The sequence below is a fragment of the Sinosporangium album genome (assembly GCF_900100605.1).
GTDB lineage: Bacteria > Actinomycetota > Actinomycetes > Streptosporangiales > Streptosporangiaceae > Sinosporangium > Sinosporangium album.
In genome coordinates this window covers 1-12,182 of the sequence record NZ_FNCN01000064.1, presented here as the reverse complement: position 1 = coordinate 12,182, position 12,182 = coordinate 1, and the positions used below count along the sequence as shown (strand labels likewise).

Annotated in this window: 11 protein-coding genes and 2 pseudogenes; 5 read left to right on the top strand and 8 right to left on the bottom strand. The window is 65.1% G+C overall.

The features are described from left to right. Positions 1-498 precede the first annotated feature (498 nt). Positions 499-1,476 carry a reverse transcriptase domain-containing protein gene (locus BLQ73_RS30215; protein WP_275936342.1) on the bottom strand — a complete coding sequence of 326 codons (978 nt, stop codon included), beginning with the start codon at positions 1,474-1,476 and terminating at the stop codon, positions 499-501. A 929-nt stretch (positions 1,477-2,405) separates the two neighbouring features. On the opposite strand from BLQ73_RS30215, the gene BLQ73_RS30210 reads away from it, so the two are divergent. Then, complete coding sequence (locus tag BLQ73_RS30210; protein ID WP_093176212.1) at positions 2,406-3,185, top strand: transposase family protein; 780 nt, start codon at positions 2,406-2,408, stop codon at positions 3,183-3,185. A gap of 21 nt (positions 3,186-3,206) precedes the next feature. On the opposite strand, the gene BLQ73_RS30205 is transcribed toward BLQ73_RS30210, so the two are convergent. Further along, positions 3,207-4,043 (bottom strand): transposase family protein, encoded by an 837-nt coding sequence (locus BLQ73_RS30205; RefSeq protein WP_176955782.1) that lies wholly within the window; start codon positions 4,041-4,043, stop codon positions 3,207-3,209. A gap of 529 nt (positions 4,044-4,572) precedes the next feature. On the opposite strand from BLQ73_RS30205, the gene BLQ73_RS31925 reads away from it, so the two are divergent. Then, positions 4,573-5,337 (top strand): hypothetical protein, encoded by a 765-nt coding sequence (locus BLQ73_RS31925; protein ID WP_143020535.1) that lies wholly within the window; start codon positions 4,573-4,575, stop codon positions 5,335-5,337. A 191-nt stretch (positions 5,338-5,528) separates the two neighbouring features. Next, positions 5,529-5,724 (top strand): annotated as a pseudogene (locus BLQ73_RS35205) (IS701 family transposase); the annotation flags it as partial. 859 nt (positions 5,725-6,583) lie between these two features. Here the strand turns inward: BLQ73_RS35205 and BLQ73_RS31920 are convergent. Next, on the bottom strand, positions 6,584-6,724 hold the full coding sequence (locus tag BLQ73_RS31920; RefSeq protein WP_218126094.1) for a fumarylacetoacetate hydrolase family protein: 141 nt from the start codon (positions 6,722-6,724) through the stop codon (positions 6,584-6,586). Between the two features lie 92 nt (positions 6,725-6,816). Between BLQ73_RS31920 and BLQ73_RS31915 the strand changes: the two genes are divergently transcribed. Beyond that, complete coding sequence (locus BLQ73_RS31915; RefSeq protein WP_143020534.1) at positions 6,817-7,227, top strand: HEAT repeat domain-containing protein; 411 nt, start codon at positions 6,817-6,819, stop codon at positions 7,225-7,227. 356 nt (positions 7,228-7,583) lie between these two features. Here BLQ73_RS31915 and BLQ73_RS30195 read toward each other — a convergent pair. From BLQ73_RS30195 to BLQ73_RS30175, 5 genes and pseudogenes are all read right to left on the bottom strand, one after another. After that, positions 7,584-7,793: pseudogene (locus tag BLQ73_RS30195) on the bottom strand (IS1380 family transposase); the annotation flags it as partial. 93 nt (positions 7,794-7,886) lie between these two features. After that, positions 7,887-8,987 (bottom strand): NAD(P)-binding domain-containing protein, encoded by a 1,101-nt coding sequence (locus BLQ73_RS30190; protein WP_093176205.1) that lies wholly within the window; start codon positions 8,985-8,987, stop codon positions 7,887-7,889. Between the two features lie 69 nt (positions 8,988-9,056). After that, on the bottom strand, positions 9,057-9,527 hold the full coding sequence (locus tag BLQ73_RS30185; protein ID WP_093176203.1) for a DUF2247 family protein: 471 nt from the start codon (positions 9,525-9,527) through the stop codon (positions 9,057-9,059). Between the two features lie 35 nt (positions 9,528-9,562). Then, complete coding sequence (locus tag BLQ73_RS30180; protein ID WP_218126093.1) at positions 9,563-10,804, bottom strand: MFS transporter; 1,242 nt, start codon at positions 10,802-10,804, stop codon at positions 9,563-9,565. 109 nt (positions 10,805-10,913) lie between these two features. Then, complete coding sequence (locus BLQ73_RS30175) at positions 10,914-11,537, bottom strand: TetR/AcrR family transcriptional regulator (RefSeq protein WP_093176198.1); 624 nt, start codon at positions 11,535-11,537, stop codon at positions 10,914-10,916. A 50-nt stretch (positions 11,538-11,587) separates the two neighbouring features. On the opposite strand from BLQ73_RS30175, the gene BLQ73_RS30170 reads away from it, so the two are divergent. After that, the coding region (locus BLQ73_RS30170) for an NADP-dependent oxidoreductase (RefSeq protein ID WP_143020533.1) at positions 11,588-12,182 on the top strand (595 nt) is incomplete at its 3' end.

Below are 12,182 nucleotides of genomic sequence, written 5' to 3'. Positions count from 1 at the left end.
CTGGCGTTGTTAGTCAGTAAACGTCACCGGGCAAGCCGGGGATTCGGGTGGAGAGTGCTCGTCGCTCTGTCGCCGAACGAGTTCGGCCTGATCAGAATGTATGGAATCGTCGTCACGCCCAGGCCCTTCAAGGACTGGCGGGTCAAGCCGAATGTCGGCGGTGAACGACGTCGGTGAGCCGTGTGCGGGAGAACCGCATGCACGGTTCGAGGAGGCGGGGGCTGGAGACGGAAGCGAATCGGCCATGGTCATCGGGGAGAGCACACCCGGCCGGGAAACCGGCGGAGGAAAGGCCCCGAGCCCTACCGTCAATTACGCCACCGCGCCAGCCCCCGACCCTACATCCTCTTCAGGAGAAGAGCAGGTCACAGCGTGATCACGATCCCGTCGAACTGCCTATGACGCAGAGGTCGGGTCGCCCGGAGGAGTCTCACCTCCGGGCTCCCACAGATCCCGGCGTGACAGTCTCCCGTCACCGGGCTCTTCTCAACCTCACCGTCAGAACTCGGGAACCCAGCGCCAGTGCGCGAAGAAACGCGGGTACTGGCGGGTCGTGCGCTTCCATGCCGCAAGCGCCCTCTTGAAGGTCCTCAACCGCTTGTACTTCTTCCTCATCCAGCGCACCAGGTAGACATTGATACGCCTGAGCAGCGGATAAAACTCCGACCGGTAGAACCGGCCGTAGTAGTTCATCCACCCCGACACGATCGGATTGAGCCAACGTGCCAGATCATGCACGGACAAGGCGGTACGGCGGTGCACCCGCCAGGACCGCACCGTCTCGCTCATCCTTCCCATGGCGGTCTTGGAGACCGCCGGACCAAAACCGGTGAACACGATCCCGTGCCTGCTACGGACTCCCCGTGTCCGGAACGTGAACCCCAAGAAGTCGAACGCCGTGTGCTCATGGGAGCCCGTGAGTCTTCCGTCCTTGCAGTAGACGATCCGGGTCTTGTCCGGATGGAGCCTCAGTCCGACCTGCTCCATCCGCTCACCGATCGCCGCAACCAGCATCCTGGCCTGGCTCTCGCTACGGCAGTGCACCACCGCGTCGTCGACGCAACGCTCGAACGGCACCGCCGGAAACCGCCGGGCCATCCACTCGTCGAATGCGTAGTGCAGGAACAGGTTGGCCAGCACGGGCGAGACCGCCGACCCCTGCGGGGTTCCGCGATCCCGTCCGGCCCGCGAGCCGTCGGCCCTCTGCATGGGGGCGGCCAGCCACCGCTTCACATACAGAACGACCCAGGGCTGATCGGTGTTGGCCTCGACCGCCTTGACGATCAGGTCCCACTGCACGCTGTCGAAGAACGCCTGGATGTCCAGATCGATCACCCAGTCGCTGCTCCAGCACCGTTCCCGGCACCTGGCCACCGCCTCATGCGCCGACCGGCCCGGCCGATACCCGTAGGAGTCGGCATGGAACCTCGGCTCCACGACCTTCTCCAGCCGGACGGCCACGACCGTCTGCGCGATCCGGTCGGCACCCCGAGGATCCGGACACCACCGCCCTGCGGTTTCGGTATCTCCACCTCCAGTACCGGCGGAGGAAAGTAGCTGCCCGAGGCCATCCGGTTCCAGATCTTGTAGAGGTTGCCCTTCAGATCCTTCTCGAAGTCCTCGATCGTGCAGCCGTCCGCACCCGGCGCACCCTTGTCGGCCCTCACCTTCAGATAAGCGTCCCAGACCTCCTGCTTGGAGATGTCAAACGGCTTGCCTGCCGGTCTCTGCCCGTTCACGCGACTCCTCCCAGGCGCCGAACGCCCGGTTGACCCCATCAACGAACCACGGTCAAGCCGGCCCCTTCGCTCCCCGCCCCACCGCATCAAGCAGGGGGATCCTCACTACTACGGGCCGGTCCGCCGGCGTGTCCCGCGACGGTACTCACCCCCTTGCGTTTCAGACGCTTGGGGAACTCCCTGCCGCCCGGCCTTGCGGCCGGGCCGTGTCGGGACACGCCATCCCACGTTCCGCACGGGAGCGGCGGATCAAGCTCGCGCCACCTCTGCGCCGGACACCGCCCGGCCAATACTCGGGCACCCGCCGGGCTTATCCCGGGTTGAGCTTAAAGACCCGGTTTCGATGTCGCTTTCTACCTAACGGCGCTTCCGCGGTGAACCCCTTCGACGGGGCTTTCGATGCAACGCCTTCTTGATCCCCACCTGACGCCTCCAGGGCGCCTTTTCCCTCCCGCTCACCACGACAGTCTTCAGCTAACGCAGCGGAGGGCGGTTTGAAGCCTCCTCCCGAAAGGCGGCTCCGAAGGGCCGATTCTCCTTCATCTCCCGTGCAGCACCGCGCTCAACCGGCTGCTACCACCGCCGATCTCCCGCGCTCGTGGCACACAAGCCCCTGATAGACGGGTTGGTCGACCAGGACTGACCCATCCGAACCAGAGGCTTCGAGTGCTTTTCCACCGTGCCGCCGTCGATTTGTCTCCCCGAACCCTCGACTACGTCGCCGGCCTGATCCGCCGCCACCGCAAGGCCGCCGGGACCGTCTGGCGGCGGCTCAACCCGGGCCGACAGGCCCTGCTCGTGCTGGTCCACCTGCGCAAGGGCGAGACGTTCCGCGAGTTCGGAGCCGGTTTCGGAGTGTCGGTGACGACGGCGTGGCGGTACGTGCGGGAGGCGGTGGCGCTGCTGTCGGCACGCTCCCCGGAACTCGGGCAGGCGTTGAGAAGGGCGGAGAGGGACGGGCTGCGTTACCTGGTGCTGGACGGGACGCCGATCCGGACCGACCGGGTGAAGGCCGACCGGCCGTTCTACTCCGGCAAGCACCGTGCGCACGGGATGAACGTGCAGGTCATCGCCTCGCCGGAAGGGGCGGTCCTGTGGACGTCGGGGGCGCTGCCCGGCAGCGTTCACGATCTGACCGCGGCCAGGGCGTGGGGGGTTCTCCGCCGTCTGGAGCAGGCGGGGATGCTCGTGCTCGCGGACAAGGCGTATCAGGGGGCGGGAGGGCCGGTCGTCACGCCTTGCAAGGGGAAGAAGGGGAGGAAGAAGCCTGAGTCCCAGAAGCGGGCCAATCGGTCGCATGCCCGCCTTCGTGGTCCGGGTGAACGTGCGAACGCACAGCTCAGGAGCTGGCGCATCCTTCGCAAGCTCCGCTGTGGTCCTGAGAAGGCCGGACATCTGTGCAAGGCGATCGCCGTTCTACAGAACCAGCGGCTCGCCCGAGGATGAAAAAGGTTCACTGACGTGATCTCAGCCAATTGCCGGTAGATAGTCATGCTCGAAATGGGTGAGGACAAGCGCTGCGCGGGCGATGTCGCCGATTCTGCTGGGGCTGACGGTGATGTGCTGGAGGGTTCGCCAGCGGCCTTTGAGCAGGGCGAACCCGCGTTCGCCGAGGCAGCGCAGGGCGCGAAGGAGCCGATTGCAGGTGCGGTTGTCCGGGCTGGGAATGTGGTTTCCCTCGGGTTGTCTGATCGGCGTGTGGACGCCGATTCCGGCGCCCTCGTAGCCGCTGTCGGCAAGGGTGGGCAGGCCGGCTGCGGCAGCGGCGTACAGCGCGCCCAGCACGTGCATGCGGGCGGCGGTGAGATCGTGCACCGAGCCGGGCTCGACCTCGGCGATCCACAGAGGGAGACCGCTGGGTGCCGACAGGGCTTGAAGGTTACCGGCGTGCCGGTGGGCCTTGCCGGCGTACCAGGCGTCGATGGGTTCGCCCTTGACGCTGACGGTCTGCTCGGCACAGCGGTCGGTGGGGATCGGCGTGCCGTCGAGGATCACGTAGGCCAGCCCCTCGGCTTGGGCGCGGTTCAGCGCATCGTGCAGATCGGGGGCTTGAGCTGCGATAACGTCGATCCCCTCGGCGATGTGGCGGTAGGCCGTGGCGCGTGAGACGCGATGGTCGCGGCCGAGCTTGGGGATGTCGTGCTCGCCCCGGAACCAGCGCAGGATCAGCACCGCCTGCCAGAACGGGGTCAGAGCACGGCTGCCCTTGGGAGTCCCCACTCGTCGTCGTTCGTCCCGCAGCGACCGGGCGACGTGGTGAACCAGCGTGCGGGAGACGTCGAGCATGGCACGATGAGCAATCACGTGGAGCCTCTCGGCGGTTGTGCTTTCTTGTGGTGAGAACTCATCTACCGGAGGCTCCACGTCCATCCCCGGCCTTCGACGACTTCTCCCGAAAGGCCCGAAACGCCATCACGGGCGTCCCGAATATCCCCAATCACCCTAATTATTTCCCTGAGATCACCTCACTGACGTTCTCGTTCAGAATACGTCAACGAGCGGCACTGCCTGTGTCCCGGCCCCGAACGATGGATAAATGACCACGGACTCCGCCATTCCTTCGACCGCCACGCCGCCCAATGGTATGGAGGTAAACCGACTTCCGAGACACATCTCGACGACTGGCGAGATCTCATCGAGAGCGCAATGGAGAGCAGAAAGGTGGTGCCCTGGAAAACTGGAAATACCAGCACCTACGGACATCCTTTACGCAAAGACGGAAAGTGGTTCTTCGTACAGTTCGGTCGCGCCGACGGGCGCCTGATGACCGCTTTCGTTCCAAGCCAATCGCAACTACGACGAATACTTCGACTTCTTCGATAATTAACATAAAATGCCCACATCTGATATCCTGCATCCTCCGCCTCCCCACATCTCCATTGGGCTTTACAGCGAGCACGGCGAGAGGGATCTATACGCGCGCATCTACCGGTCTCTAATGAAGCGGGGAGCTGATACAGATACCCGGATCGGCATTGCCCCACAAAGCACGGGATTCGCCATGGTCAGCGACCTTGGAGACTTTTACCAGGAAATAAACCTCCCCCTGGATAGGATATCGGCGATCGCAAACGGCAACGATTGCGACTACCGTCCTATCAGGACCGGAATCAGGTTGGGAAAGGTCAACATATCCCTTGGATATGACTGGTCCACCCAAAACGATGATCACGCGGTATCGCTGGTCATGCACGCCGGCCCACTAGGCATACCTGACCACCTGCAGTCCCCGAGAGGAAGAAAGCAAGCAAGGCGGGCGGGACGAGAATTCATTTCGCTATCACGCAGCGTATGCGACGACGTGGATCCCCTCTACGCCACAGCAGGCGTTGAAGTTTCCACACCGACACCGCATACGCTGAAGGATCAAACGTTGGATACAGGTGGCTTCTTTCTCTCCAACCGACTGCTCAAAAGGTCGTCCACACTAAAGAATCTCCTTGCCGCACATTTCCCCAAAGAAAACACCGATACATGGAATACTGGCGTATTCTTTTCCTCCTGGGGGCAGTTGAATGCCACTGGATCGTCGATGCAAATAACAAAGGAGGGGGCGGATGAAATCAAAGCGCTACTGATCAGATCGGCGAAATTCTGACGAAGCGCACATCCAGAGGTTATGCCCTAATCCGGAGTGAGATCGTCGTGGCCGGAAGACGTTGACGAAGACCTCGTGAGGGATTGGATCGGGGTTGAGACCCCTCCACCCCTGGCGAGGTCGGTGCCGATGTGTGCTTAGTACGACAACGACAGGTTGTAATCCGAATGTCCTCGGCGGACGATCGCCTCATGCTGGTGGAGACAGTTGCTGAATGGTCGGCAGGATTCACCGCGTTCATCGGCCGTTTCGCGGCCCGGTTCCCCCCGAGTGGAAGCACGACGTCAGACGCGCTCCTACGTGCACGGCCTGCCCGGAGAGACCGAGCGCAAGAACGGGTGGACACTGGCCGAGGCCGCCGACGACGCCGACCCCGAGCGGGTACAGCTCTCGCATCTCACACGTTTGGAACGCGAGACCCCGTCGGGGTCCGGATCAGTCTTCGGAAGTAGCGGGTGGTTCAAAAAACACGGAAAGATGGCGAATGTAACGGTTCCCCGAGACGTCTACAATAACCTCAAGGGGCTTGTCGTCGGGGAAATGTGCGCCTCGGTCCACCTGGGACCGAAAGGCATCGAGAACATAAAGGGCGACAACTGGATGCGCCCCCGAATTACTGGCGGATGTTAAATGAAATATGTGCGAATCGATCCGCTCCAAGGCCTCTATGGTTACCTGCATGACCCACAGCCTTACCTAGATGCCTTGCCGCGATTTATCGCACAGCTCCCCCCAGGGGCCAGATCTTACGCCTCAGCCCCCGGCCACTACGATTTCAGTAGCCACGAATGCGTGAAGGACCTCACCTTCGGACACTTCTCTCTCAAAGATACCGACGGACAAATGTCCCTGGAGGTCTACTTCGAACCCAACGAGTGGAAGCACGAGCGCGGACTTTTGATCAGCTACCCAGACGTCCAGACCATTCGAATAGAAACTCGCGACAAAGATCAGTCGGCCAAAAGACTTGGCAGCGTACAGTTGGACGAGGTACTCCCCCGGGAATTCGGCTTAATTCATGAGTTCGCATTCACTGGAGGAACGATGATAATTTGCGCCACAGATTTATATGCAGCCTGGACTGACATAACCCTTCGCTAAGGGGGGTTGCTATGCAGGAGTGCAAGCCCGCCTGCCTATACCGTCACGCAGCGGGACGGAGCAGCGGGCCTGCGACCGCATAGCGCACTAGGAAAAGGCCGCCGGGTGTGGGGCCCGGCGGCCTTTTTCAATAAGTGAAGGCCGGTTAGCGGCGGATGAAGGTTTGGCGCATGTCGCCGATGCCTTCGATGGTGCTGGTGAGCACTTCGCCGGCCTTGAGGAAGCGCTGGGGCGTACGGCCGAGACCGACGCCGACAAGTACGGAGACTGGATGAAAAGCAAACACAAGGAAATGTCGGCAAGTATATTTCCTGGAAAGATTTGCGCGGCTAGGATATGCATGAACAAGTTTCAAAGCAAAAGACGGAGAGGCGTTAGGTGATAGAATCAGCAGCAGAGTTCCTCGCACTACGCCTTGGCGACGACCCTGCCGGATACAACCGAGCAGCTCGAGATTCTGCCCCGCTGGAAATCTGGCTCGAACTGGTCACCCATCACTCGGAAGCACACTTCTGGGTGGCGCAAAACAAAACGGTGCCCATCGAGATACTGCGCATTCTGACGGCTAGTAGCGATTGGCGTGCCCGCTCCATGGTAGCCGGAAAGAATAAAGCCACGCCGGATATGCTTGAAGCTCTCGCAAAGGACGATCACGACGCAGTTCGACATGTAGTTGCCGGGCACCGCAACACGCCGACAAGCACTCTAGTAATACTATGCAGAGACACTTGGAAAGAAGTCAGGCGGACGGCACAGGACAATCTGCAAAAGCGCGAGAAAAAGGCATGAGGCTGCAAAACTCGGTCTTCTGATACGAATTCCGTCCAGCCCTGGATGAAAACTCGGCATAATTTTGGATTACCTACACCATCCGTTATCCAGAGCGGATAGCAACCAAGGCGACAACCTAATTGAGCTGCAAACAGGCACTCCGGGCTCAAGCAGGCGGCATTGAATCTCAGCGAATTATTGGTGGGAACAGGAGCAATGCCCCAAGTGCGCCGAGCTTCCGTGCAGAGCGTGGCGCCGCGAAAGGCGAAAATGAAGAGGGCCGCCGGGTGTGGACCCGGCGGCCTTTTCCGGCAATTGTGCGCCGGTCAGCGGCGGATTAAGGTTTCGCCGATGCCTTCGATGGTGCTGGTGAGCACTTCGCCGGGCCGGGTGCCGGTGACGAAACAGGTGAAACGATGCCCGTCGAGGTCGGTGAAGCGCAGTTGGGCGCCCGGGTGAGGGCGTTCCTTACGGACGATGACCCGCATGCCCTTCGGCCAGGAGGAAAGATCGAGCATGCCGGTCGGCTCCGCCACCCACGCCCCGTCCCGGGCCTGCCCGTCGGCGTCGTAGGCGACCTCCCACACCTGTTTCGGCAATGCCAGGATCGCCGGGCACTCATCGCCGTTGAGGCGCGAGAGGTCGGGTATCGGCGACTCCTGGTCCCCAGGAGGGTGCTATGCGGTTGCGGCGTGGGTGGGGCCTTGCCGTACGGCGCCGCCGGGTTTGAGCAGGTCGCGCACTCCGCGGGCGGCGTCGCGGCCGGCGCGGGTGGCGCCGATGGTGCTGGCGGAGGGGCCGTAGCCGACGAGGTGGAGGCGGGGTTCGGCGACGGCGCGGGTGCCGTCGAGGCGGATGCCGCCGCCGGGCTCGCGCAGGCGCAGGGGGGCGAGGTGGTCGATGGCGGGCCGGAAGCCGGTGGCCCACAGGATGGCGTCGGCTTGGACGAAGTGTCCGTCGCGCCATGCGACGCCGTCGGCGGTGATGCGGTTGAAGATGGGGAGTCGGCCGTCGAGCACGCCGAGTCGGCGCGCCCGCCGGATCGCGGTGGTCTCCGGCAGTCCCGTCACGCTCACCACGCTTCCCGGCGGCAGTCCGGCACGCACTCGGCGTTCGACCGCGGCCACGACTTCGCGTCCTTTGTCGGGGGTGAACTCCTCGCCGGTGAACTCCGGCGGGCGGCGTGTCACCCACGTGGTCGACGCCACGGCCGAGATTTCGGTGAGCAGTTCCACGGCCGAGATGCCGCCGCCGACCACGACGACGCGCATCCCGCGGAACTCCTCGGCGGACCGGTAGTCGGCCGTGTGCAACTGCCGTCCGCGGAAGTCGCCGATGCCCGGATAGTAGGGGATGAACGGCTTCAGCCATGTGCCGGTCGCGTTGATCACGGCCCGCGCCGCCCATGTGCCGTGCGGCGATTCCACGAGCAGCCGGTCGCCCGCGCCGTGCCGTACGGCCGAGACCGGGGCAGGCCGGAGCACCGGCAGGTCGAAGCGGCGCTCGTAGTCGGCGAAGTAACCTGCCACTACCTCGGCCGCCGGCCTCGTCGCATCGGGGGCGCCGAACGGCATGCCCGGCAGGTCGTGGATGCCGTGCACCCCGTCCAACCGGAGTGAAGGCCACCGGTGCCGCCACGCGCCCCCCGCGCCATCCTCCGCGTCCAGCACCACGAACTCCCGGTGCGGAACGAATCCCAGGCGGCCCAAGAAGTAGGCGCTGGACAGGCCCGCCTGCCCCGCGCCGATCACCACGACATCAATGGCTTTTTCCCTCACGCCACCCCATAACACCCGCGAACCGCCCGTACTTCCCGTGCGGCCTTGGCGATGCTCGCTGGCTCCGTGTTACGGCCGGTATCCTTTTGCTTTCAGGTAATCGGCCCAGTGGGCGAGCAAGCCGTCCATTCCCGGCTCGGTTCCCGGCGGCAGGGGCATATATCGGATGAATCCTTCCATCTCCTCTGGGTATCCGAATTCCGAGTAGAGCATTTCCGCTATGCCGAACGGATCGCTCAGGACTTCACGGTTCTCGTAGACCCAGGCGCTGGTGATGTAGATCCAGCAGCCCTTTTCCTCCTCGGTCGGGTCCGCTTCGGCGGCGGTAAGGATCTGATCGACGCTGTCGATCTCATCGCGAAGCAGGTAGGCGAGACGCTCGACGAAAGGATTCACATCGCCGACGAGCGTGCGTCGAAGGCAGATGTCTATAACCCCCTCACGCCTCAGCCACCCCTCCTGGAATCCGTAGGCGACGGTGCCGAGGCCGGGTCTGGCCACGCGCCAGACGAACTCTCCCGGGATTGTGAAGCGGATCATCTCGCTCGCATCTTATGCGGAGTTCAGTTGCGTTTTCATTCCTGGCGAATCGTTGTGCCGACTGTGGGATCACTGGCTTCCGGGGTGGGCTCTGAGGGATAGCGTCGCACCGAGAAGAGCATGAGGAACAGCGTCGCGACCCCTATCGCGGTCGCGGCGACGGTGGCGCCGAGCCCGCCGTACAGCGCGACGGCCGTGCCGCCGAGGCCGCCGGCCAGGGCGATCCCGACGTACAGGCCGCTGGTGTTCAGTGCCACGGCCTCGGTTCCCGCGTCGCCGGCGAGGCGCAGCGCGCGGGCGTTCATCGGCGGGTTGAAACCCCACCCGCCGAATCCCCATGCGGCGAGCACGATCATGACCAGCCAGACGGGTGCCGTCCCTCCGCCCACGAACCCCGTGATCGCCAGTGCCGCCGTCGCGGCGAGCAGCACGCCGAAGGTGAACAGCAGCGCACGATCGGCGCCCCACCGGTCGGTCAGCCGGCCCCCGGCGACGGAGCCGGCCGCTCCCGCCACGCCGACGACGCCGATGAACGCGGCCAGGATCGCCCCGCCCCGACCTGTCAGGTCATGGGTGATCGGCGCGATGTAGGTGTAGGTCATCATGCCTCCGGCCGCGCCTGTCACCGTGGCGAGGACAGACAGCAGCACCGCCGTACGGCTCAAGGCGCGCACCTGGGCCCCGACCCCGATCTTGGGGGCTCCGGGGAGCGCCGGCAGCGTCGCCGCGGCGGCGGCGAGGACGGCGCAGGTGAACAGGGCCACGGCCAGGAACGTGGAGCGCCATCCGAACGCCGAGCCCAGTAGCGATCCGATCGGCACGCCCAGGAAGAGCGACATGGTCAGCCCGGAGGCCACCACCCCGATCGCCCGGCCGACCCGCTCCGGTGCGGCGAGTCCGCCGGCCAGCGCGAACAGCGCCGGCGTGATCGCCGCCGCCGCCAGTGCGGCCAGCACGCGCAGGGCCATCAGGGCCGCGTAGGTGGGTGCGAGCGCCGTCACGACGTTGATGACCGCGAAGACCGCGAGACCGCCCACGACCAGTGTCTTGCGCGGCCACCGCGCGGTGGCGACCGCCAGCGGCGGGGCCGCCAGGGCATAGGTGAGGGAGAAGACCGTGACGAGCTGCCCGGCGGCGGCCTCACTGACGCCTTGGTCGGCCGCGATGGCCGGGAGCACCCCGGCGACCACGAAGTCGTCGGTGCCGATCGCGAACGTCGCCAGCATCAGGCTCACCAGCCAGCCGCGTCCGCGCGCGCTCTTCGCTGCAGAAGTCATGTGCGCACGCTAAAAGCTTGACGCCTGCGTCAAGGTCAAACCGGGCCCAGGGCTATGCGTCGCACCACGCTCTTCGGGTCCACCGGTCACGGCCGGTGACTGCACTAGGTCACAAAGCCGCCAGCGGCAGCCGGACCGCCGGGGGTAGCGGCGGGATGGCCGGCTCGGCCCGCATGCCCTGGATCAGCAGCGCGGCGAAGCGCCGCGAGGCGGCCACCGCGGCGGCCGGCGAGGTGGTCCGGATGCCGCCGTTGGCCATGAGCACCATGATCAGGTCGTCGAGGACGAAGTCCGGGCGCAGTTTGCCCCCCGCCTTGGCCCGGCGGGCGAGTTCGGCGGCCTTGCCCAGCGCGCGTTCCCGGTCCGCGGCTAAGTCGATCGCAGAGGGGAAGGCCGAGACGAACGCCGCGGTGAAGCCCCGGTCCAGTGCGTGCAGTTCACACACCCGCTCGATCATCCGACAGAAGCCGCGCCATGGGTCCGGATCGGCCAGCCCTTCGTCGACGATGGCGGTGCAGGCCGCCATCTGTTCGGTGAAGACATCGGTGACCAGCGCCTCCTTGGTCGGGAAGTGCCGGTAGAGGGTCGCGGGGCCGACCTCGGCCCGCCGCGCGATCTCGCGCATCGCCACGTCCAGCCCCTGCTCGGCGAACGCCGTGCGGGCCGCTGCGAGGATGCGCTCGCGGTTGTCCTGGGCATCGGAGCGCAGAGAGTGAGTCAAACGGCTCGTCACCGCTCTCACTTTAGCTAAACGGACGGGGTGTTCCGATAGCGTCCGACGCCATGAGAGCACTGATATTCGCCGAGTACGGTCCCGCGAGCGTCCTTGAGGTCGCCGAAGTCCCGGAGCCGCACGCGGGACCGGGCCGGATCCGGGTGGCCGTACGGGCCTCGGGCGTCACTCCCGCCGACTGCTACCTGCGCTCAGGCCGGTTCCGCGACATGGCGCCGCTGCGCCTGCCCCACGTGCTCGGCGTGGACGCCGCGGGTGTGGTCGACGAGGTCGGCACGGGAGTCACCGGTGTCCAGCCGGGCGACGCCGTCTTCGGCGTCGTCGATCTCGCGGAACTCGGCGGCGCGAACGCCGAGTACGCCGTCCTGGCGGCCTGGGAGCCGAAGCCGGACGCGCTGAGCTGGGAGCAGGCCGGCGGCGCGGCCGGGAATATCGAGACGGCCACGCGGGTCCTCGACCGGTTGAAGGTCGGCCCCGGCATGACCCTGCTGATCGAGGGCGCGGCCGGCGGGGTCGGCACGGTCGCCGTCCAACTCGCGGTGGCCCGCGGTGCGACCGTCATCGGTACGGCCAGCGCACGCAACCACGAGTTCATCGCGGGGCTGGGGGCTGCACCGACCACCTACGGCGCCGGGTTGGGCGAGC